Origin of the sequence: Tropicimonas aquimaris, from assembly GCF_042676185.1 — a bacterium.
Classification (GTDB): domain Bacteria; phylum Pseudomonadota; class Alphaproteobacteria; order Rhodobacterales; family Rhodobacteraceae; genus Tropicimonas; species Tropicimonas aquimaris.
The window spans coordinates 43,058-63,059 of the sequence record NZ_JBHTJT010000005.1 but is presented as its reverse complement, the minus strand read 5'-3'; the positions used below and the strand labels follow the sequence as shown (position 1 = coordinate 63,059).

General features: G+C 68.2%; 21 protein-coding genes. 16 read left to right on the top strand and 5 right to left on the bottom strand.

Translation table 11 applies throughout. The features are described from left to right. The first annotated feature begins 72 nt into the window (after positions 1–72). The 6 genes from cobW to ACFQ2S_RS01555 all read left to right on the top strand — a co-directional run bounded on the left by cobW (position 73) and on the right by ACFQ2S_RS01555 (position 8,013). Positions 73–1,140 (top strand): cobalamin biosynthesis protein CobW, encoded by a 1,068-nt coding sequence (gene cobW / locus ACFQ2S_RS01580; protein ID WP_386072144.1) that lies wholly within the window; start codon positions 73–75, stop codon positions 1,138–1,140. Further along, positions 1,137–1,592 (top strand): GNAT family N-acetyltransferase, encoded by a 456-nt coding sequence (locus ACFQ2S_RS01575; protein ID WP_386072143.1) that lies wholly within the window; start codon positions 1,137–1,139, stop codon positions 1,590–1,592. Before cobW ends, ACFQ2S_RS01575 begins: the two co-directional genes overlap by 4 nt. Next, positions 1,593–5,414: a cobaltochelatase subunit CobN gene (cobN, locus tag ACFQ2S_RS01570; protein WP_386072142.1), complete on the top strand. Its 3,822-nt coding sequence runs from the start codon at positions 1,593–1,595 to the stop codon at positions 5,412–5,414. Next, the gene (locus ACFQ2S_RS01565; RefSeq protein ID WP_386072140.1) at positions 5,414–5,713 is read left to right on the top strand and encodes a GFA family protein; all 300 of its coding nucleotides are present in this window, start codon (positions 5,414–5,416) and stop codon (positions 5,711–5,713) included. The genes cobN and ACFQ2S_RS01565 overlap by 1 nt, the downstream gene beginning before the upstream one ends. Positions 5,714–5,768: 55 nt before the next feature. After that, positions 5,769–6,377 carry a cob(I)yrinic acid a,c-diamide adenosyltransferase gene (gene cobO, locus ACFQ2S_RS01560; RefSeq protein ID WP_386072138.1) on the top strand — a complete coding sequence of 203 codons (609 nt, stop codon included), beginning with the start codon at positions 5,769–5,771 and terminating at the stop codon, positions 6,375–6,377. Between the two features lie 190 nt (positions 6,378–6,567). After that, positions 6,568–8,013, top strand: coding sequence for a cobyric acid synthase (locus ACFQ2S_RS01555; RefSeq protein WP_386072249.1), 1,446 nt, complete (start codon positions 6,568–6,570; stop codon positions 8,011–8,013). 81 nt (positions 8,014–8,094) lie between these two features. On the opposite strand, the gene ACFQ2S_RS01550 is transcribed toward ACFQ2S_RS01555, so the two are convergent. Further along, positions 8,095–8,454, bottom strand: coding sequence for a DUF1636 family protein (locus ACFQ2S_RS01550; protein ID WP_386072136.1), 360 nt, complete (start codon positions 8,452–8,454; stop codon positions 8,095–8,097). Positions 8,455–8,519: 65 nt separating this feature from the next. Next, the gene (locus ACFQ2S_RS01545; protein ID WP_386072135.1) at positions 8,520–9,155 is read right to left on the bottom strand and encodes an ImuA family protein; all 636 of its coding nucleotides are present in this window, start codon (positions 9,153–9,155) and stop codon (positions 8,520–8,522) included. Positions 9,156–9,525: 370 nt separating this feature from the next. Here ACFQ2S_RS01545 and ACFQ2S_RS01540 point away from each other — a divergent pair, with 370 nt between their 5' ends. The 3 genes from ACFQ2S_RS01540 (at position 9,526) to ACFQ2S_RS01530 (ending at position 11,971) form a co-directional block, all read left to right on the top strand. Next, positions 9,526–10,569, top strand: coding sequence for an aldo/keto reductase (locus tag ACFQ2S_RS01540; protein WP_386072134.1), 1,044 nt, complete (start codon positions 9,526–9,528; stop codon positions 10,567–10,569). Positions 10,570–10,693: 124 nt separating this feature from the next. Next, complete coding sequence (locus tag ACFQ2S_RS01535; RefSeq protein WP_386072132.1) at positions 10,694–11,035, top strand: hypothetical protein; 342 nt, start codon at positions 10,694–10,696, stop codon at positions 11,033–11,035. A gap of 27 nt (positions 11,036–11,062) precedes the next feature. Then, positions 11,063–11,971 carry an EamA family transporter gene (locus tag ACFQ2S_RS01530; protein ID WP_386072130.1) on the top strand — a complete coding sequence of 303 codons (909 nt, stop codon included), beginning with the start codon at positions 11,063–11,065 and terminating at the stop codon, positions 11,969–11,971. 12 nt (positions 11,972–11,983) lie between these two features. Here the strand turns inward: ACFQ2S_RS01530 and ACFQ2S_RS01525 are convergent, their stop codons facing one another. Together ACFQ2S_RS01525 and ACFQ2S_RS01520 are read right to left on the bottom strand one after the other, a co-directional pair. After that, positions 11,984–12,655: an NUDIX hydrolase gene (locus ACFQ2S_RS01525; RefSeq protein ID WP_386072128.1), complete on the bottom strand. Its 672-nt coding sequence runs from the start codon at positions 12,653–12,655 to the stop codon at positions 11,984–11,986. 6 nt (positions 12,656–12,661) lie between these two features. After that, positions 12,662–13,084: a DUF983 domain-containing protein gene (locus ACFQ2S_RS01520; protein WP_386072127.1), complete on the bottom strand. Its 423-nt coding sequence runs from the start codon at positions 13,082–13,084 to the stop codon at positions 12,662–12,664. Between the two features lie 242 nt (positions 13,085–13,326). Between ACFQ2S_RS01520 and ACFQ2S_RS01515 the strand changes: the two genes are divergently transcribed. The 4 genes from ACFQ2S_RS01515 (at position 13,327) to ACFQ2S_RS01500 (ending at position 15,604) form a co-directional block, all read left to right on the top strand. Next, positions 13,327–13,896, top strand: coding sequence for an EF-hand domain-containing protein (locus tag ACFQ2S_RS01515; protein WP_386072125.1), 570 nt, complete (start codon positions 13,327–13,329; stop codon positions 13,894–13,896). A gap of 104 nt (positions 13,897–14,000) precedes the next feature. Further along, the gene (locus tag ACFQ2S_RS01510) at positions 14,001–14,600 is read left to right on the top strand and encodes an RNA polymerase sigma factor (protein ID WP_386072124.1); all 600 of its coding nucleotides are present in this window, start codon (positions 14,001–14,003) and stop codon (positions 14,598–14,600) included. Beyond that, positions 14,590–15,009, top strand: a complete 420-nt coding sequence (locus ACFQ2S_RS01505; protein ID WP_386072123.1) for a hypothetical protein — start codon at positions 14,590–14,592, stop codon at positions 15,007–15,009. Before ACFQ2S_RS01510 ends, ACFQ2S_RS01505 begins: the two co-directional genes overlap by 11 nt. A gap of 19 nt (positions 15,010–15,028) precedes the next feature. Next, complete coding sequence (locus ACFQ2S_RS01500; protein ID WP_386072121.1) at positions 15,029–15,604, top strand: periplasmic heavy metal sensor; 576 nt, start codon at positions 15,029–15,031, stop codon at positions 15,602–15,604. A gap of 90 nt (positions 15,605–15,694) precedes the next feature. Here the strand turns inward: ACFQ2S_RS01500 and ACFQ2S_RS01495 are convergent, their stop codons facing one another. After that, entirely contained in the window at positions 15,695–17,191 is a 1,497-nt protein-coding gene (locus ACFQ2S_RS01495) for a diguanylate cyclase (protein ID WP_386072119.1), read from the bottom strand. Positions 17,192–17,293: 102 nt separating this feature from the next. Here ACFQ2S_RS01495 and ACFQ2S_RS01490 point away from each other — a divergent pair, with 102 nt between their 5' ends. The 3 genes from ACFQ2S_RS01490 to ACFQ2S_RS01480 all read left to right on the top strand — a co-directional run bounded on the left by ACFQ2S_RS01490 (position 17,294) and on the right by ACFQ2S_RS01480 (position 19,978). Further along, positions 17,294–17,572: a DUF3572 domain-containing protein gene (locus ACFQ2S_RS01490; RefSeq protein ID WP_386072117.1), complete on the top strand. Its 279-nt coding sequence runs from the start codon at positions 17,294–17,296 to the stop codon at positions 17,570–17,572. A 32-nt stretch (positions 17,573–17,604) separates the two neighbouring features. Then, complete coding sequence (locus ACFQ2S_RS01485; protein ID WP_386072115.1) at positions 17,605–18,300, top strand: HAD family hydrolase; 696 nt, start codon at positions 17,605–17,607, stop codon at positions 18,298–18,300. A gap of 94 nt (positions 18,301–18,394) precedes the next feature. Further along, positions 18,395–19,978 (top strand): trimethylamine methyltransferase family protein, encoded by a 1,584-nt coding sequence (locus ACFQ2S_RS01480; protein WP_386072113.1) that lies wholly within the window; start codon positions 18,395–18,397, stop codon positions 19,976–19,978. The last annotated feature ends 24 nt before the right edge of the window (positions 19,979–20,002 follow it).

Sequence of the window (20,002 nt, the reverse complement as noted above, 5' to 3'; positions counted from 1 at the left end):
CGGGGTCGCGCCGGTCAGAGGCCGCCCGCGTGATTCCTGCACCTTTCGCCGCTGTCGCAAGGAGCCCGCGCCATGGCCCAGAAGATCCCCGCAACCGTCGTCACCGGTTTTCTCGGCGCCGGCAAGACGACCCTCATCCGCCACCTGCTGGACAACGCCAACGGCAAGCGGATCGCGCTCATCATCAACGAGTTTGGTGATCTCGGCGTCGATGGCGAGATCCTCAAGGGCTGCGGCATCGAGAGCTGCAAGGAAGAGGACGTGGTGGAGCTCTCGAACGGCTGTATCTGCTGCACCGTGGCGGAGGATTTCCTGCCCGCGATGCAGAAGCTGATCGACCGGCCCGACGCGCCGGACCACATCGTGATCGAGACCTCCGGTCTTGCCCTGCCGCAGCCGCTGGTGCGCGCCTTCAACTGGCCCGACATCCGCACCCGGGTGACGGTGGACGGTGTGATCGCGGTGGTCGACGGGCCCGCGCTCTCCGAGGGGCGCTTCGCCGCCAACGAGGCGGCGGTGGACGCCCAGCGTGTGGCCGACGAGACCATAGATCACGAGACGCCCCTGTCCGAGCTTTTCGAGGACCAGCTCGCCTGCGCCGACATGGTCGTCGTCAACAAGGCCGATCTGCTTGGCGGTGCCGCTGCCGAGGCGCTGACCGCGAAACTGCGGGGAGAGGTGCGCGCGGGCGTCTCCGTGCTGCATGCCGAGATGGGCGCGGTCGACGCCGCGGTGCTGCTCGGTCTCGGCATCGGCGCCGAGGACGACCTGGAAGGGCGCCACGAGGTGCATCACCATCATCACCACGATGACGACGACGATGACGACCACGATCACGAACACGAGCACGGCCATGACGAGTTCGAGAGCTTCGTGGTGAGCCGTCCCGAGATCGCCGATCCCGCGGCCTTTGCCGAGCAGGTGGCGGAGGTGATCCGCGCCCATGACATCCTGCGGCTCAAAGGGTTCGCCGCCGTGGCGGGCAAGCCGATGCGGCTGACGGTTCAGGCAGTTGGCCCCCGGATCGACAGCTATTTCGACCGCCCCTTCGCCGTCCACGAGCCGCGCGAAACCCGGCTGGTGGTGATCGGGCAGGCCGGGCTCGACCGCCTGGCCATCGAGAAGGCGCTCGTGGCGTGAACACGGCGCAGATCCGCAGGGGCGATCCGCGCGAGCCCGGCGCCACGGCCTTGCTGCGGGCCAGCCAGGAGATCATGCACGCCTCATCGCCGCCGGAGGCGCGCAACTACCTGCCGATCGACAAGCTGGTGGCCCCGGAAATCCACTTCTTCGTGGCCGAGGTTGGCGAGGACGCGCAGGGCTGCGTGGCTCTGGCGGAACGCGACGGCTACGGCGAGGTGAAATCCATGTTCGTGCGCGCCGACATGCGCGGCTCCGGCCTCGCCGCCGAGTTGCTGGCGCATGTGGAGCGGGAGGCGCGGCTGCTCGGCTTTCCGCTGATGCGCCTCGAGACGGGCACAGAGCTCAAGGCGGCGCTGCGGTTCTACGAGCGCAGCGGCTATGCCTATCGCGGAGCCTTCGGGGATTACTCTCCCACGCCGTGGAGCCTCTACATGGAAAAGGCGCTCTGAATGCACCTGCTCGCCGCCATTCCCGGTCAGGTCACCGACGGCAGCGAGCCGGTCGATCCCGGGCAGACGCCCGCGGACGTGATTTTCCTGTCCGCCGCCGACACCGAACTGGCGGCGCTCTCCGAGGCACGCCAGGCCCTCGGAGACTCCGCGCCGGAGCTGCGGCTCGCCAACCTCAGCTGGCTGTCGCATCCCTTCTCCGTCGACACCTATATCGGCGACACGGCGGAGCGGTCGAAGCTGGTGATCGCCCGGGTGCTGGGAGGCGCGGCCTACTGGTCCTACGCGGTGGAGCAGCTCTCGGCCCGCCTGCGCGCCGCCGGCGTGGCGCTGGCGCTGCTGCCGGGGGATGACAAGCCGGACCCCGAGCTGCTGCGGCTCTCTACCGTCTCTGCGGAGGACTGGCACGCGCTCTGGACCTATTGCGTCGAGGGCGGGCCGGAGAATGCCGGCAACTTCCTGCGCCTGACCGGTCACATGCTGGGCCGGGGCGAGCGGCCGCCCGAGGCCGAGCCGTTGCTCCGCGCCGGGCTCTACTGGCCGGGCGAGAGCCGCACCGACCTTGCCGGCCTGCGCAACCATTGGACCGACGGCGCGCCGGTGGTGGCGATCAGCTTCTACCGCGCGCTCCTGCAGGGGGCCGGGCTGCACCCGGTCAATCAACTGGTGAAGTCGCTATTGCGGCGGGGGCTGAACCCGCTGCCCGTCTTCGTGGCCTCGTTGAAGGACCCGGTTTCGGTGGCTACGCTGGAACGGCTCTTTGCCGAGGCGCCGCCCGATGTCGTGCTGAACGCCACCAGTTTCGCCGTCTCCTCGCCCGATCCGGCCGCTTGGGCCGGGGAGCGACCATCCACCGTGCTCGACGCGCCCGGCGCGCCGGTGCTTCAGGTGGTGCTGTCGGGCGGTGCGGAGGAGGCTTGGGCCGAGAGCGAGCGGGGCCTCACGGCCCGCGATATCGCGATGAACGTGGCACTTCCGGAAGTGGACGGTCGCGTGCTGACCCGGGCTGTCAGCTTCAAGGCGCAGGCCTATTTCGACGACGCCACCCAATGCGCCATCGCCGCCTACCGGGCGCGGGGCGACAGGGTGCAGTTCGTGGCCGACCTCGCCGAGAACTGGGCTCGGCTCCGGGCGACGCCGGCATCGGAACGGCGCGTCGCGTTGATCCTCGCCAATTACCCCAACAAGGACGGGCGCCTGGCGAACGGCGTCGGGCTGGACACGCCCGCGGCGACGGTCGGGGTGATGTCCGCACTCAGATCCGCAGGGTATCGCGTTGAGAATGAACCGGAAACCTCCGAGGCGTTGATGGCCGCGGTGCTGGCCGGTCCGACCAACTGGCTCACCGACCGTGCCGACCGTAAGGGCGGCGTGCGGCTGTCGCTGGAGGATTACCGACGCGCCTACGACGCCCTTCCGCTGGACGTGCGTGAGCAGGTCGAGGACAGATGGGGCCCGCCGGAAGCCGATCCGTTCTGCGACGGCACGGGCTTTGCGCTCTCCGTGCTGGAATATGGCAACGTGGTCGTCGGCATCCAGCCGGCCCGCGGCTACAACATCGACCCGACGGACACCTATCACGCGCCCGATCTGGTGCCGCCCCACAATTACCTCGCCTTCTATTTCTGGAAGAGATTCAGCTTCGGTGCCCATGCCATTGTTCACATGGGGAAACATGGAAATCTCGAATGGCTGCCTGGCAAGGCGGTGGCCTTGTCGGAATGCTGTCTCCCCGAGGCCGTTCTAGGGCCCTTGCCGCATGTCTATCCGTTCATCGTCAATGACCCCGGCGAAGGCACCCAAGCCAAGCGGCGCGCCCAGGCGGTGATCGTCGATCACCTGACCCCGCCGCTCACCCGGGCAGAAAGTTATGGCCCGCAGCGCGACCTCGAGGTGCTGGTGGACGAATATTACCAGGCCGCTGGCGTCGATGCGCGGCGGATAGACTACCTGCGCCGCGAGATCCTGTCGCTGATGGAGGCGACCGGGCTCGGGACGGATGCGGGCATCGTCGATGGAGACGACACCGACAGCCGGCTCCAGAAGCTCGACGCCTTTCTTTGCGAGCTCAAGGAAAGCCAGATCCGGGACGGGCTGCACATCTTCGGCCAAGCGCCCGACGGCCGCCTTGCCCGGGATCTGATCGTTGCGCTGACGCGAGTTCCCCGCGGAGACGGCAAGGGCGGCGATGCCTCCCTCATCCGGGCGCTGGCCGGCGATTTCGGCCTCGACTTCGACCCGCTGGATTGTGCACTTGCGGCGCCGTGGAGCGGTGCGCGGCCGAGTGCTTTGGCGACGCTGGATGTTTCGCCTCCTGACGCAGACGACCCACGGGGGCGGGAGCCGGGCGTGCAAGGCGCGCCCGGCTCCCGCCCCCCCTCGCGATCTCCGACAGGAGAGCGCAACCCCTGGCGTAGCGCCGGCGACACCGTGGAGAGGCTGGAGGTCTACGCGGCTGCGTTGGTCGAAGGCATGCTCAGCCCCCCGGGCCCGGCCTCGGCGGCGGTGCTGGAGGAGATCGAAGCACGGGTTCGCCCGGCGGTGCAGCACTGCGGGGCCGCGGAGATCGGCGGGCTTCTGACGGCCCTCGACGGGCGCTTTCTAGCGCCAGGACCCTCGGGTGCGCCGACCCGCGGCAGGCTCGACGTGCTGCCCACCGGGCGCAACTTCTTCTCCGTCGACAGCCGCGCCATCCCGACCCGGGCGGCCTGGGAATTGGGGTGGAAATCGGCGTCGATGCTGATCGACCGGCACCTGCAGGACCAAGGCGACTGGCCGCGCGCCATCGCGCTGACCGCCTGGGGCACGGCCAACATGCGCACTGGCGGCGACGACATCGCGCAGGCGCTCGCCCTGATGGGCGTAAAACCAGTCTGGGATGAGATGTCGGGGCGGGTCACCGGGTTCGAGATCATACCCGCCACCGCGCTTGGCAGGCCCCGGGTGGACGTGACGCTCCGCATCTCGGGCTTCTTCCGCGATGCTTTCCCGGCGCAGGTGGACCTCGTCGCCTCGGCGGCACGGGCGGTGATGGAACTGGACGAGCCGGAGGCCGAGAACCCGGCCGCCGCCCGGTTCCGCCGCGACTCCGCAGAGCAGGGCGCGGCGCGAGCCGGCTTCCGCGTTTTCGGCTCGAAGCCCGGCGCCTATGGCGCGGGTCTTCAGGCGATGATCGACGAGCGGCTCTGGCAGGACAAGGGAGACCTGGCCGATGCCTTCCTGACCTGGGGCGGCTATGCCTATGGCGATGGCCACGAGGGTGCCGAGGCGCACGGCGACTTCGCGGCGCGGCTCCAGCAGGTCGATGCCGTGGTCCAGAACCAGGACAACCGGGAGCACGACCTGCTCGACAGCGACGATTACTACCAGTTCGAAGGGGGCATGGCAGCGACGGTGGAGCACCTGCGGGGAGAGGCGCCGAAGGTCTATCACAACGACCACTCCCGCCCGGAACGGCCGCTGATCCGGACGCTGGACGAGGAGATCGGCCGTGTCGTACGTGCCCGGGCGGCGAATCCCAAGTGGATCGCCGGGGTGAAGCGGCACGGCTACAAGGGCGCCTTCGAGATGGCCGCGACGGTCGACTACCTCTTCGCCTTTGCCGCCACCACCGGCGCGGTGCGTGATCATCATTTCGACCTGGTCTACGAGGCCTACCTGGAGGACGACGATACCCGCGAATTCGTCGCGGACGCCAACGCGCCGGCGCTGCGCGAGATGGCCGAGCGCTTCCAGGAAGCGATCAACCGCGACCTCTGGACCCCGCGCTCGAACTCCGCCTGGATGCGTCTTGCGGAGATGATCGGGGCGGGGCGCGGTTGATGGCGGACCGGGGACATTGCCTCTGCGGGGCAATCCGCCGCGAGATCACGGGGCCCCGGCTCTGGTCGGGCTATTGCCGTTGCGAGAGCTGCCGGCGGAACTGCGCGGCCCCGGTGACCGCCTATTTCGGCGTCCGCAACGGGGACTGGCGGTGGAGCGGGCAGGTGCCGGCCACCTATGCCTCCGCGCCCGGCGTGACCCGCCACTTCTGCGGCACGCCGGTCGCCTACGCCTCGACGATCCGGCCGATTACCGGCCCGGGTTTCATGTCCACCACGCCGAACATCTGCCCTGGATGATGATTTCGGACGACCTGCCGCGCCATCCGCATGGCGGCAACGACGGAGAGAACGCATGACCGACAATACCGAACGCCACAACGCCAAGATGGCCAAGAAGAAGGCCGCGCGCGACAAGATCATGGCCACCAAGACCGAGGAGAAGGGACTGGTGATCGTCCACACCGGGAAGGGCAAGGGCAAGAGCTCGGCCGCCTTCGGGATGATCTTTCGGTGTATCGCCCACGACATGCCCTGCGCGGTGGTGCAGTTCATCAAGGGCGGCATGTCGACCGGCGAGCGCGACCTGATCCTCGGCAATTTCGCCGACAGATGTGCCTTCCACACCATGGGCGAAGGTTTCACTTGGGAGACCCAGGACAAGTCGCGCGACATCGAGATGGCGCAGGCGGCCTGGGCCAAGGCCAAGGAACTGATCCTCGACGAGACCAACCGGATGGTTCTGCTCGACGAGATCAACATCGCGATCCGCTACGACTACATCGACGTGGCCGAAGTGGTGGACTTCCTCAAGACGCAGAAGCCGCCGATGACCCATGTCGTGCTGACCGGCCGCAACGCCAGGGACGAGTTGATCGAGATCGCGGATCTCGCGACCGAAATGGAATTGCTGAAGCATCCGTTCCGGGCCGGGGTGAAGGCGCAGGCCGGGGTCGAATTTTGAAACTGATTCCTACCGTTCCCTGCATTTGTGCACCAGGGGGGCGCAACGACCGCGTTCTTCTTCTTGGTTCAAATACCCCCGCCGGAGGCGAAATTCGTATATCTGGTGACAAAAATTTTGATGCCTCCGGCGGGGGTATTTTCACCAAGAAGACATACGGAAGGTCATTTCTGTGACAGCGCGTGTCCTGATGATCCAGGGCGCCGGGTCGAATGTCGGCAAGTCGATGCTCGTGGCAGGGCTGGCGCGGGCGTTTCTGCGCCGCGGGCTGACGGTGCGTCCCTTCAAGCCGCAGAACATGTCGAACAACGCGGCGGTGACGGCCGACGGGGGCGAGATCGGACGGGCGCAGGCGCTGCAGGCGCTGGCCTGCGGGGTCGAGCCGATGGTGGACATGAATCCCGTGCTTCTCAAGCCCGAGACGGAGACTGGCGCGCAGGTCGTGGTGCAGGGCAGGCGAGTGGCAACGGTGCGGGCGCGGGATTACGCGGCACTGAAGCCGACGCTGATGGCGCCGGTCCTGGAGAGCTTTCGACGTCTGGGCTGCGAGGTCGATCTCGTCCTCGTCGAAGGGGCGGGCAGCCCGGCGGAAGTCAACCTGCGAGCGGGCGACATCGCCAACATGGGGTTCGCGCGGGCGGCCGGGGTTCCGGTCCTGCTGGTGGGGGACATCGACCGCGGAGGGGTGATCGCGCAGATCGTGGGCACCCGCGCGGTGCTTGACCCCGAGGACGCCGATCTGATTTTCGGCTTTGCGATCAACAAGTTCCGCGGCGATCCTGGGATTTTCGAAGAAGGCTATCGGCTGATCGAGGAGAAGGCCGGCTGGCGTGGATTCGGGGTCGTTCCCTGGTTCGAGGGTGCGGGTCGTTTGCCGGCGGAGGACGCGCTGGACCTTCGCTCGGCCTCCGGCGAGGGCGGGTTTCACGTCGCTTGTCCGGTGCTGTCGCGGATCGCCAATTTCGACGACCTGGACCCGCTCGGGCTTGAGCCTGGGGTGCGGTTGACCATGGTCCGGGCGGGCCAGCCGCTGCCGGGCGATGCCGACCTGGTGATCCTGCCGGGCACGAAATCGACGCGGGGCGACCTCGTCTTCTTTCGCGCGCAGGGGTGGGATATCGATCTGGCAGCCCATGTCCGCCGGGGAGGTCGGGTGCTGGGCCTGTGCGGCGGCTACCAGATGCTGGGGCATCGTATCGTCGACTTTGAGGGGCTCGAGGGCGCGCCGGGGGAGACCGAGGGGCTCGGCCTTTTGGATATCGTCACGGAGATGGTGCCCGAGAAGCGGCTGACACGGGTGCGCGCGACCCATGTGCCGACGGGCGCTGGCTTTTCGGGCTACGAGATCCATATCGGCCGCAGCGACGGGCCGGATCGCGCGCGGCCCTTCGCGATGGTCGAGGGGCGTCCGGAGGGGGCGATTTCGGTGGACGGACGGGTGATGGGGAGCTATCTGCACGGGCTCTTCGCCGAGGACGATTTCCGGGCGGCGTTCCTGCGACTGATCGGCGGCGCGGCGTCCGGCCTGTCGCACGGGGCGGCCGTGGAGGCGGCGCTGGATGATTTGGCCGCGCATCTGGAGGCCCATATGAATGTCGACGGGCTTCTGGAAATGGCGCGCCCGATGTCGGGCTGAAGCGCGTCTGGCGTCGTCGGATGCCTCCGACAGGGACATTTTCGGTCAGTTGATGCGGGGGCCTTTGACGGCGGGCGCGGGTCAGTCCAGCGGGGGTACGCGGGCGACGAAATGGCCCTTTACCCCTTGCGGCCATTGCCGGAAGGGGACGGTGCCGGAGGCGCTGTTGGCGTGTTGCCTGGCGTAGTCGGTCAGCGCGGCGGCATCCGCCTCGGTGCCGTCGAAGCGGCCGAGGACATAGGTCATCTTGCCGGTGTCGGAGATCGCCACGTTGCAGCCGTGGTTGCAGCCCATCAGGCAGGCGACCCCGCGCACCGCGATGCCCGAGCCTTCCGCGCGTTCGCGGACCAGGTCCAGGAAATCTTCTCCCGTGGGCGCGCCCTTCTGGGTGTCGCGGTTCACCGCGTTGCGGCAGGTGGTGCAGACGGTGATCGTGGTCATCTCGGCTCCGGTACTTCCAACCCGGACAGACATGAAAGTTTCGGGCGGGGATGTCCACTCCTCGGCTACCCCGACTTGGCGGGGAGGGGCAAGGAGGCGAGCCGCATCCTGCCGTCGGTGGAGTCAGCCCGCTCACCCAGCCGCCAGCTTGCCGGCGGCGCGGACCGGGCGCGCCGCCGCTCCAGGCGCCAGTGGCTTTCCGATGCAGTGTGGTCGGGCGCGAGGTGCCAGCGGCTCTCCACCCCCTGCGCGCCGCCATCGCCGGGGGTCAGCAACAACCCCAGGGGCACGACCGCGCCTTCGGCCGCGCCGGTTTCCGCCGCAAGGTGCAGCCGCCGCACCGGTGTCAGCGTCGGCGGTTCGGGCAGTTCCGCCACCACCAGCGCTGTTGCGCCCGATCGCAGCGCCTCTTCCATCGACCACAGCAGGTCGCCGGCCTGCGGAGCCGCCACGAAAACCAGCCGGCCCGGGTCGATCCGGGCCGCCATCCCCTCTCCGTTGAGCCATTCCAACTCCCAGCTGGGCGCAATCCACAGCACCGGGCCGGGCCGGGCCGCCGCAACCGCCAGCGCCAGGGTGTGCCGTGCGGGGCCGCAGAATTCATGCACCCGCGCCAGGGCTAGCGACATCTCGCCCGCAACCGGCAGGGCGGAGTGACCGGCATGGGAGTGGCGTGTCAGCAGGGCATGGTGGCGGGACATGGGGAGAGATTATAGGTGTTCACTAAATGTTCTCAAGTGATGCTTTAGGCCCAACCCGGCGCTCTCCCGCCCGTCTTCGATGCCTTTCGGCATCTCATCCCGTTGGGCCGCGCAGGCTTCGCCTGCAGACAGGGCGGTAGATGTCTCTGCATGCGACCAGAGCGAGGGCGAGCCCGATGGACACGCGCGCCCTTCTTCTGTCGGGAAATATCCCCGCCGGAGGCGCCACGCGCGCCAGCGCGCGGCCCGGCCCAACGGGAGGCGGCGCATCTGAAGATGCGTCGGCGACGGGCGGGAGGCCGACGATTGGGGGTTGCTCCCGCCAGCCTGCAACGCGACTGTGGGCGCAAGCGAAAAACCAGGGATCACCATGCAGAAGAAACCTCTCGGAACCTCCGATCTGGAGGTGACCGACCTGTGTCTTGGCACCATGACCTTCGGCAACCAGACCGAGGCGGCCGACGGTCACCGCCAGATCGACATGGCGCTCGACGCCGGAATCAACTTCATCGACACCGCCGAGATGTATCCCGTCAACCCGGTGCGCGCCGAGACCATCGGCCGGACCGAGGAGGTCATCGGCGACTGGATCGCCGCCTCCGGCCGCCGCGGCGATATCGTGCTGGCGACCAAGATCACCGGTTCCAACAAGGGCATCTGCCGGGGCGGGCGCGGGATCGATGGCGAGACCATCGTCGCGGCGGTCGAGACCTCGCTGGCCCGGCTCAGGACCGACGTGATCGACCTCTACCAGCTCCACTGGCCGAATCGCGGCTCCTACCACTTCCGCCAGTACTGGGATTACGACCCCTCCGGGCAGGACCGTGCGGAGACCGAGGCCAATATGCGCGAGGTGCTCGCGGCGATGACCGAGCTGCAGCGCGCCGGCAAGATCCGCCATTTCGGCCTGTCGAACGAAAGCGCCTGGGGCACGGCGGAATGGCTGCGGCTGGCGGCGGAGACCGGCGCCCCGCGCATGGTCTCGATCCAGAACGAGTATTCGCTCCTCTGCCGCATCTTCGACACCGACATGGCGGAGCTCAGCGTCAACGAGAAGGTGCCGCTGCTGGCCTATTCGCCGCTCGGGGCCGGGCTGCTCACCGGCAAGTACCTTGGCGGCGTGGTGCCGGAAGGCAGCCGGATGTCGCTCAACGCCAACCTGTCGGGGCGCGCCAATCCGCGGTCGGATGCCGCGGTCGAGGCCTATTGCGGGTTGGCAGAGCGGCATGGCCTCGATCCCGTCCACATGGCGCTGGCCTTCTGCCGGGCGCGGCCGTTCATGGGGTCGGCGATCTTCGGGGCTACGACCACGGAACAGCTCGCGCGCATCCTCAACGGGATCGACCTCGATCTGTCGGACGAGGTCCTGGCCGAGATCAACCAGATCCAGCGCGATCATCCGATGCCTTACTGAGACAGGCACACCGCCCGCGAACAGCCGCGGGCCGGCAAGCCTGCGCCGTTCACGCGGTCGTGGGCTTGCGCCGCCCGGCCGCATGGCGTTTCGTGCCGCCGAGACTCGCCCGACGGAGCGCCCGATGCGTCACTTTCTTTTGCTTGCCTGCCTGCTGGCCCTTGCCGCCTGCCTGCCCGAGCGCAGCCCGCCCGGACCGCAGGCAGCGCCCGGCACGCCGGAGTTCTTCCAGGAGCAGAAGGCGTCCTGCGAGGCCCGGGGCGGGCAGTTCGGCAAGGCGCCCGGGGGCGCGACAAGCGTCTGCTTCATCACGACGCGCGATGCGAACGAGACCTGTTCGCAGAATTCCGATTGCGAAGGCATGTGCCTAGCGCGGTCCCGCACCTGCACGCCGGTCGTCCCGATGTTCGGCTGCAACGAGGTGCTGCTCGACGGTGGCATCCGGGCGGAGATCTGTCTGGACTGACCGGCCACGGCCTGCCAAGGGGCGGAGATGGAAACCTGGATCGCCGTCACATTCGCAGCCGCGCTGTTCCAGACACTGCGGTTCGCGCTTCAGAAGCGCCTGAAGCAGGCCGGCCTCTCCGCCGCCGGGGCGACATGGGCGCGTTTCCTGTGGTCCGCGCCGGCGATCGCCGCGGGCGTTGTCGGCTGGATCCTGGCTGGCGGTGCGGAGATGCCGCCGCTCACCGGGCGGTTCTGGGCCTTTGCGCTGGCCGGCGGGGTGGCACAGATCCTGGCGACGATCTGCGTCGTGATGCTGTTCAGCTTCCGCAACTTCGCCGTCGGCATCACCTTGAAGAAATCCGAAGTGCTGCAGACGGTCCTCGTGGGCTGGCTCCTGCTGGGCGAGACCGTCTCGCCAGCGGGGTTCGGCGCGCTGGTACTGGGGCTCGTGGCACTCCTCGTGCTGGCCGAGCCGCCGGGGCCACGCGGGGCGGGCAGGGCGGCTAACCGCCTCATCAGCCCCTCGGTCCTGCTCGGGCTGACCAGCGGCGCCTTTTTCGCGCTGGCAGGCGTCGCCTACAGGGGGGCGACGCTCTCTCTCGGGGACGGCCCGGTGGCGTTTCGCGCCGCACTGGCGCTGGCGCTCGTGACCGCGACGCAATCGCTTCTGATGCTGCTCTGGTTCCTGTGGAAGGACCGGGCGCAGATCCGGCTGGTGCTGCAGGCCTGGCGGCCGGGGCTGGCGGTCGGGGCGGCGAGCCTTGCCGGCAGCTATTGCTGGTTCACCGCCTTCGCGCTGAAGAACGCGGCATATGTCTATGCGCTCGGGCAGGTGGAGCTGCTGTTCTCGGTGGCCGGCGGAGCGCTCTTTTTCGGCGAACGCCTGTCGCGGCGGGAGGTGTTCGGGATCGGCCTTCTGGCGATCAGCCTCGTGGTGCTCGTCCTCGTGACCTGACGGCGGATCAGGTCAGCGCAGCCGTGTGATGCCGGAGACGATGTCGTCGTTGCGCACCATCGGCACGCTCTCCGGGACGCCGCCACGCCCGATCAGCGGCGCCAGTTCGGCCAGCACGACCTCGGTGATGAAGGGCAGGTCGAAGCTGCGCACCTCTCCCAGCGGGATCCATTGCAGGTGACGGAGCTCGTCGCAGGCGTGGGTAAAATCCTCCGGGTCGCCCCTTACGGCGGTCGCGGGGACGAGGAAGAAGCGGGCGTCGAAGCGGCGGGGGCGGCCGGGCGGGGTGATCGCGCGGAAGACGAAGGAGAAGCCCTCGGCCGAGGGCGCGTGGCCGGTGGCCGCGAAGCTCTCCCAATCGGCATCCGGAGGGGTCCAGTGGCCGGGGCGGCCGAGGATCAGGCCGGTCTCTTCCCAGACCTCGCGCACCGCGCCGGCGAGCAGCGCCGGGATCAGCCGGGCGTCGGTGTTGATCGCCAGCCGCCGCAGGCAGGTCGCGCCCGGCTGTGCCGCCAGCGTGACCGCCGCGTCGCCGGCATCGATCGCGCCGCCGGGAAAGACGAACTTGTCCGGCATGAAGGCGGCGGAGGAGCCGCGCTGGCCCATGAGCACTTCCGGGCCGCCAGCGCCCTCGCGCCAGAGGATCACGGTCGCGGCGTCCCGCAATGCGCTCTTGTCGACCATGGGCCGTCAGCTCTCGACTGAGCCGTTCGGCCCGCCGAACCCGTGCATCCGCCGCGCCCATTGCAGGCCGATGAAGGCCCCCTTGATACGAGGCAGGAGATACAGGCACAGGGCCACGCAGATCACCGTCAGGATCGAGGCCATCACCAGCGGCTCGAGCCGGAGTTGGGCGTAAAGGACGTGGATCAGCGGCGCCATCAGGTGGCCGACGATCAGGATGGTCACGTAGGCGGGGCCGTCGTCGGCGCGCTGATGGCTGAATTCCTGTCCGCATACGGGGCAGTGGTCGGCCACCTTAAGATAGCCTGAGAGCAAGGGGCCGCTGCCGCAATTCGGGCAGCGCCGGCGCCAGCCGTGTTTGAGTGCCGGCTTCAATGGCCGTTCGTCCGAGGCGCCCGATACGGCGCCTCGCTGGTCGGGTGTTTGCATTTCCTGAAGCTCCAATGCCGCCCGGAGGCGGCCGAATTCCGTTCGCGGGCGCTACAATGGCAGTTTCGCCAGAGGATGCGAGGCCGCGGATTGTCAGTGCGTCGGGATGTCGCGAAATCGGGGGGAGATAAAAAAATGTACGGGCGGCGACGGAAAACCCGGAGGGCGGCGTGAAAGATGCATGACGCGGCGAAGACAGGTCGCGTTTCAAGAAGACGCAAGTCAGAGACAGGATACAGGAAATGACACGCATCGCACTTCTCACCACCGCAATCGTCACCGGCCTGATGGTCACCACGGGCGCCAATGCCTTTGGCGGCGCGCAGGGATCGCTGGAGCGTCCGAGCTTCGCGCAGATCGACACCGATGGCGATGGCAAGCTGACAGCGGCCGAAATGCAGGCCCTCCCGGCGATCATGGCCGCGGAACGCTTTAAGGCCGCCGATACCGATGGGGATGGCAAGATGAGCAAGGAAGAGCTGGCCGCCGCCATCACGCAGCAGCGGGAAAACCGGGATGCCGAGCGCGCAGAGCGCATGATCTCCCGCTTCGACGCGGACAAGGACGGCGCGGTCAGCGAGCAGGAAATGCTCGACAGCATGGGCCAAGGCCGCAAGGCAAGCCCGGGCGAGCGTTTCATCGCGATGGCCGACACCGACAAGGACGGCGCGGTCTCCGAGGAGGAATTCGCCGCCGCTGCCGAGCGGATGGAGGAGCGCCACGCCCGCTCCGACCGCGATCAGAAGGGCCGCGGCGGCAAGGGCGGCTGGGACGGCCGGAACAATGACCGCATGCCGTTCTGGCGCAACTGAGGCCGGTTCGGCCGCAAGACCGGCATGCACGGCGCGAGGCCGTGCATGCCAGATCGCCGGGGCCATTGCGCCCGAGGCGGGAACAAGGCTAGGCCACGGATGCGATGACCATGCCCTACGACGCCGAGTCCGAAACCTCGGACGAAGCCCTTCTGATACGCTACGCCGATGGCGACCGCGCAGCGGCCCGCGCCCTGACGGTGCGGCTGACGCCGCGCGTGCTGTCGCTGGCGCAGCGCATACTGGGCGAGATGGCGGAGGCCGAGGACGTGGCCCAGGAGGCCATGTTGCGGCTGTGGAAGATCGCGCCGGACTGGCGCGCGGGCGAGGCGCAGGTTTCCACCTGGCTCTACCGGGTCGCCATGAACCTGTGCACCGACCGTCTGCGGCGGCGCCGGAGCACCGGGCTGGACGAGGCCTTTGGCGACGGGGTGGAGCCGCCGGACGAGACACCGGGGGCGGACGACCGGTTGCGGCAGGCCGAACGGGCCAACGCGCTGCAGGTCGCATTGGAGGAATTGCCCGAGCGACAGCGACAGGCCGTCGTGCTCCGGCATCTGGAGGGGTTGTCGAACCCCGAGATCGCCGCCGTAATGGACATCGGCGTAGAAGCGGTGGAGAGCCTCACCGCACGGGGCAAACGCGCATTGGCCGCCCGACTGTCCGGCCGCCGCGCAGAACTGGGGTTGAGCGATGACGACTGAACAGGACAAGTCCCGCGAACTCGATGCCGAGTTGGAAGCGTTTTTCCAGTCGGCCAGAGAAATCGGCGGCAAACCGTCGCCAGCCCTGCTGTCGCGCGTGCTGGCGGATGCTTATGCCGAACAGGATGCGGCGACCGCTTCCGAAACCATACCGGGCGCGGTTGCCGTGCCGGACACTCCGCGCCGCGGTCTGCTGGCCGGGCTGTTCCAGGGGGTGGGAGGTTGGCCAGCGATAGCCGGTCTGGTCACCGCAACCGCGGCCGGTATCTGGATCGGCTACAACCCGCCCGCCGCGTTCGACACGCTTTCCGAGACCTTTGTCGGTGACAGCTACGCGCTGACGGCGGATGACAGCCTTTCGATGGCGTCGTCCCTGCCGGACTACGCGTTCCTGCTATCCGACAGCTGACGCCCGAGATCGACCCGAGATGACCGAGAACTCGCCCACGCCCGCCACGCCGCAAAACGCCCCGCGCAGCCGCCTCTGGCTGCGAGTGCTGCTGTTCGTTTCGCTTGCCCTGAACCTCGCCGTGGCCGGGGTGGTGCTCGGCACCGTTTTACAGGTCCGCAAGGTCGAAGACGCGCGGCCGGACAGGATCACCCGCGAGCTTGGGCTCGGCCCGTTCCTGTTCGCGCTGGACGAAGAGAACCGCAAGGCGTTGCGCGACGCCAGCCGCAACCGCGATAAGGATCTCGCCGCCGGCCGGGCCGAATGGCGGGACGCACTGCGTGAGTCGATCTTGCTGCTGCGTCAGGAACCTTTCGACCGGGAGCGGTTCCTGCATCTGGTCCAGCGCCAGGCAGAGATTGCCGCGCGCGGTCGGATGATCGGGCAGGAAGAACTGACGCTGCGGCTCGCGGCGATGTCGCCGGAGGAACGCAACGCCTTTGCCGACCGGCTCGAACGGACGATGCGTTTCGGAGAGCGTTCCGACAAGGCGAAGCCGTCCTCTGCAATGGGCAATGGCCGCCATAATGATGGGGAACGTCAGCCGCGGCCGTGACCCGTGCTTTCGCACCAGTCCTGAAAAAACGCCTGATCCGAAAAAGCTTGTCCGGCACCATCCAGACGCTTGATCGAGGCTTGGTCCCTGTCAGCGGATCTCGACCGTCAGGCGTTGCGCTGGCATGGAGGGCGCGGAGGGCGTGGGATAGGTCGTCGGAGCGACAGCCGGCTTCGGCCGGTCGCCGCGCCGCCGCACGCCGTTTGCGAGCACAACTCGGTTCCGCCCGCTCGCCTTTGCCCGGTAGAGTGCGGAATCGGCGGTTTCGAGGAGCTGTTCCGCGTCGTCGTCCAGTCCGCCCTGCGCCGCGCCGCCGATCACCAGCCCGATCGAGACGGTCTGGGTCAGGTCTACCGGCATTGGGCGGGCCGGGCCGGCGGGAAGCGTGACCGGCGTCTTGGAGATCGCGATCCGCAGTCGCTCGGCGGCATTCAGCGCCGCCTCCGGGTTGATCTCGGGCAGGACGACGACGAATTCCTCTCCGCCGACCCTCGCCACCAGGTCGACCGTCCGCAAATTGGTCTGCAATCGCTCGGCGACGGTCTTCAGGACCCGGTCTCCCGCACCGTGGCCGTGGGCGTCGTTGACCGACTTGAATAGATCAAGATCGATCATCATCACCGCGTAATTGCGCCCGGTCTCGAGCGCACGTTCCCGCACCCGCTCCAGATGCGGCAGCGCATAGCGGCGGTTGTAGAGACCGGTGAGCGGGTCGGTCACTGCCATCTGCAGCCCGTCCCGGACCTTGCGGCGCAACCGGTCGGCCTGACGCTTGCGGGCCATCATGGATTTCAGTCGCAGTTCCATCTCGTCCATGTCGATCGGGGCCCGCACGACGTCGGAGGCGCCGAGATCCAGCGCCATGGCCGCATGGGCGCTGTTTCCCGGGGGCACGATGACGATGATGCCCGAATGGCGGGTCTCGGGGCGCGAGCGCAGCTCCGACAGCAGCAGCAATCCGCCGCCGGCGGAGCCCAGATCCGCGTTCACGACGAAGATGTCGGGTGTCGGGCCGGTCTCGGCCAGCGCTGTCTCGCGGCTGCGCATCTCGACCGTGTCGTGCAGGCGCTCGCTCATGCGGGTCTTCCAGCTCAGGGCTTCCGCATTCGCGTCGGCCACGAGGCAGACACGCCCGGCGGGGACGAACTCGCTGCCCGCTTCGGCGAAGCCGAGCGCCTGGCTGGTGCCGTCCCGGAGCGCCAGCTCCGCCTCGATGCTGCGGGCGCGGAGCAGGCTGCGCACCCGGGCCAGCAGAACCATCTCGTCATGCGGCTTGGACAGGAACTCCTCGGCACCCGCCTCGAGCGCGGCCAGCTTGGAGGGCGTGTCGTCATGCGCGGTGACGATGATCACCGGGATATCGGCGGTCCGGGGCGTGGCCTTGAGCTTCCGGCAGACCGACAGCCCGTCGATATCGGGCATCGACATGTCGAGGAGAATCAGGTCCGGCCGATCCCGCTCCGCCACCACCAGCGCTTCGGCGCCGCCATCGGCCTGAAGCACTTCGTAGCAGGCGCCGGCCAGCATGGCCTTGAGGATCATGCGATTGGTTGCGACGTCATCAACGATCAGAATTCGCCCGGGCATTGCGCCGCACTCCTGTTTGATGGCCCCCGCCAACACTTGTCGAGGTCAGTCTTTGTTGAGATTGGTTAAGGAAACCTTTCCCGGCATTTCACAGGGGCGTGCATGAAGACGGAAACCGCCGAAACCATCGGTCTGCAGGCGCTGGCCTGGCTGGCCGGCAACGAGGATCTGCTGCCGGTGTTTCTCGGCGCGACGGGGGCCTCTCTGGAGGATGTGAAGGCGCGTGCCGGCGAGCCGGAATTCCTTGCCGCGGTGCTGGATTTCCTGACCATGGATGACGCTTGGGTCGCCGGATTCTGCGAGGCGGCAGGGCTCGGATTCGATCAGCCGATGATCGCGCGCCAGGCGCTGCCCGGCGGCGCGCTGCCGAACTGGACCTGACCCGGCCGCGCACGGCAAGCGAGGGAGCCCCCATGACAGAGATTCGCGGCCTGCTCTTCGACAAGGACGGCACGCTCTTCGATTTCCAGCGCAGTTGGGGCGGCTGGGCGGCGGCGCTGATGCTGGAGCTGGCGGGCGGCGACGCGGCGAAGGCCGATGACCTCGCGGATCGCGCGGGGCTCGACCGTCAGGCGGCGGCCTTCCTGCCGCACAGCCCGATCATCGCCGGGACCATCGACGAGTCGGTCGCGGTTCTCCTGCCCGGATTGCCGCGGATGGAAGCCCTGGCGCTGCGTGCGTTGATCATCGAGCGCTCGCTGACGCTGGAACCGGTGCAGGCGGTACCGCTAGCCGGGCTCCTGGCACGGCTCGGCGGAGCCGGGCTGGCGCTCGGGGTGGCGACGAACGACGCCGAAGAGGCCGCGCGCGCCCAGCTGGATGGGCTTGGTGTTCTCGGTGCTTTTGCGGTCGTGATCGGGGCCGACAGCGGCCACGGCGCCAAGCCAGCGCCGGGCCAGTGCCTCGCCTTTGCCGAACATGTCGCGCTCGCGCCGAAGCAGATCGCCATGATCGGCGACAGCACCCACGACCTGTACGCCGGTCGCTCAGCGGGGATGACAACCATCGCCGTGCTCACCGGTCTGGCTCGGGAGGACGAACTGGCGCCGCACGCCGACGTCGTCCTGCCCGACATCGGCCATCTGCCCGATTGGCTCGGTCTGGCCTGAGGCGGGCGCCTTTTCCGACATTTCCGGTCGCATTCCGACGCTCGGGCGATCCGATCTCCCTGCCATCCTGACGGAACCCAGCGGGAGCACAGCCATGACCGACGCCACACCCCCAGCCTCCGATGCCGCCCCGCTCCGCCGCAGGGCCCGGGGCGGCGGCCGCGCGGGCAATGCGCGCCGGACCAAGGCCGCGGTGATCGAACAGATGCCCTGGCGCCTGCCGGAGAACACTGATCGCCCCACTGAACCGCTGGGCGAAGAGGGCGTCGCGGCAATTCACGACGCGGCGATGCGGATCCTCGAGGAGATCGGGATAGAGTTTCTGAACACCGAATCGCTGGCGCTATTCGCCGAGGCCGGGTGCAAGGTCGAGGGGACCAACGTGCGCATGGGCCGTGACTGGGTGATGGAGATGGTCGGCCGGGCACCAGCCCAATTCACCATCACCCCGCGCAATCCGGAGCGGCAGATCACCATCGGCGGCCGCACGATCCTGTTCGGCAACGTCTCCTCGCCGCCGAATTACTGGGACGTCGAGCTTGGCAAAACCCCGGGCACGCGCGTCCAGTGCCGCGACCTGCTGAAGCTGACGCAGTATTTCAATTGCATCCATTTCGCCGGCGGCTACCCGGTGGAGCCGGTGGATATTCACCCATCGGTGCGGCATCTCGACGTGCTGCACGACAAGCTGATGCTGTCGGACAAGGTGGTTCACGCCTATGCGCTAGGCCCAGAGCGGGTGGACGACGTGGCCGAGATGGTGCGGATCGCCGGCGGACTCACCGAGGAGGAATTCCGCGCCACGCCGCGCATGTACACCAACATCAATTCGACCTCGCCGCTCAAGCACGACATCCCGATGATCGACGGTTGCCTGCGGCTGATCCGTCGCGGCCAGGCGGTGATCGTCACGCCCTTCACGCTGGCCGGTGCAATGGCGCCTGTCACCATGGCCGGCGCAGTGGCGCAATCGATCGCCGAGGCGCTCTCCGCCATCGCGCTCTTCCAGTGGGTGCAGCCCGGGTGCCCCTGCGTGCTCGGCACCTTCACCTCCAACGTCGACATGAAATCCGGCGCTCCTGCGTTTGGCACGCCCGAATACATGCGGGCGACCCAGATGACCGGCCAGATGGCGCGGTTCTACGGCCTGCCGCTGCGCGCCAGCGGCTCCTGCGCGGCCAACGTGCCGGACGGGCAGGCGATGTGGGAAACCTCGAACGCGCTCTGGTCGGCGGTGCAGTCGGGCACGAACATCGTCTATCACGCGGCCGGCTGGCTGGAGGGCGGGCTGATCGCCAGCCCTGCGAAATTCGTGATGGATTGCGAGATCCTCCAGCAGATCCAGCGGTATTTCGAGCCGGCGCTGACCGCGACCGGGCCGGAGGACCTTGCCGTCGATGCGATCGCGGACGTCGGCCCCAACGGGCATTTCTTCGGCGCTGACCATACCCAGTCACGCTACACCACGGCGTTCTACCAGCCCTTCCTGTCGGACTGGCGCAACTACGAGGCATGGTCGCTGACGGGTGGCGCCTGGGTCTCCGAACGCGCCCATCTCCTGTGGAAAGAAATCGTGAATTCCTTCGAGGCACCGCCCATGGAGGCCGCGATTGCCGACGAGCTGGCCGACTTCGTGTTGCGCCGCAAGGCCGAGGGTGGGGCACCGACGGATTTCTGATCGGGCGCCTGCCGCTCGCGTTTG

What these genes read in the sequence shown, in the direction of transcription:
- ACFQ2S_RS01510 (WP_386072124.1), top strand. Translation starts at nt 14,001, where the DNA reads ATGACCATGCCCTACGACGCCGAGTCCGAAACCTCGGACGAAGCCCTT.
- ACFQ2S_RS01520 (WP_386072127.1), bottom strand. Translation starts at nt 13,084, where the DNA reads ATGCAAACACCCGACCAGCGAGGCGCCGTATCGGGCGCCTCGGACGAA.
- ACFQ2S_RS01525 (WP_386072128.1), bottom strand. Translation starts at nt 12,655, where the DNA reads ATGGTCGACAAGAGCGCATTGCGGGACGCCGCGACCGTGATCCTCTGG.
- cobW (WP_386072144.1), top strand. Translation starts at nt 73, where the DNA reads ATGGCCCAGAAGATCCCCGCAACCGTCGTCACCGGTTTTCTCGGCGCC.
- ACFQ2S_RS01500 (WP_386072121.1), top strand. Translation starts at nt 15,029, where the DNA reads ATGACCGAGAACTCGCCCACGCCCGCCACGCCGCAAAACGCCCCGCGC.
- ACFQ2S_RS01495 (WP_386072119.1), bottom strand. Translation starts at nt 17,191, where the DNA reads ATGCCCGGGCGAATTCTGATCGTTGATGACGTCGCAACCAATCGCATG.
- ACFQ2S_RS01555 (WP_386072249.1), top strand. Translation starts at nt 6,568, where the DNA reads ATGATCCAGGGCGCCGGGTCGAATGTCGGCAAGTCGATGCTCGTGGCA.
- cobO (WP_386072138.1), top strand. Translation starts at nt 5,769, where the DNA reads ATGACCGACAATACCGAACGCCACAACGCCAAGATGGCCAAGAAGAAG.
- ACFQ2S_RS01485 (WP_386072115.1), top strand. Translation starts at nt 17,605, where the DNA reads ATGACAGAGATTCGCGGCCTGCTCTTCGACAAGGACGGCACGCTCTTC.
- ACFQ2S_RS01535 (WP_386072132.1), top strand. Translation starts at nt 10,694, where the DNA reads ATGCGTCACTTTCTTTTGCTTGCCTGCCTGCTGGCCCTTGCCGCCTGC.
- ACFQ2S_RS01545 (WP_386072135.1), bottom strand. Translation starts at nt 9,155, where the DNA reads ATGTCCCGCCACCATGCCCTGCTGACACGCCACTCCCATGCCGGTCAC.
- ACFQ2S_RS01490 (WP_386072117.1), top strand. Translation starts at nt 17,294, where the DNA reads ATGAAGACGGAAACCGCCGAAACCATCGGTCTGCAGGCGCTGGCCTGG.
- ACFQ2S_RS01550 (WP_386072136.1), bottom strand. Translation starts at nt 8,454, where the DNA reads ATGACCACGATCACCGTCTGCACCACCTGCCGCAACGCGGTGAACCGC.
- ACFQ2S_RS01515 (WP_386072125.1), top strand. Translation starts at nt 13,327, where the DNA reads ATGACACGCATCGCACTTCTCACCACCGCAATCGTCACCGGCCTGATG.
- cobN (WP_386072142.1), top strand. Translation starts at nt 1,593, where the DNA reads ATGCACCTGCTCGCCGCCATTCCCGGTCAGGTCACCGACGGCAGCGAG.
- ACFQ2S_RS01565 (WP_386072140.1), top strand. Translation starts at nt 5,414, where the DNA reads ATGGCGGACCGGGGACATTGCCTCTGCGGGGCAATCCGCCGCGAGATC.
- ACFQ2S_RS01540 (WP_386072134.1), top strand. Translation starts at nt 9,526, where the DNA reads ATGCAGAAGAAACCTCTCGGAACCTCCGATCTGGAGGTGACCGACCTG.
- ACFQ2S_RS01480 (WP_386072113.1), top strand. Translation starts at nt 18,395, where the DNA reads ATGACCGACGCCACACCCCCAGCCTCCGATGCCGCCCCGCTCCGCCGC.
- ACFQ2S_RS01505 (WP_386072123.1), top strand. Translation starts at nt 14,590, where the DNA reads ATGACGACTGAACAGGACAAGTCCCGCGAACTCGATGCCGAGTTGGAA.
- ACFQ2S_RS01530 (WP_386072130.1), top strand. Translation starts at nt 11,063, where the DNA reads ATGGAAACCTGGATCGCCGTCACATTCGCAGCCGCGCTGTTCCAGACA.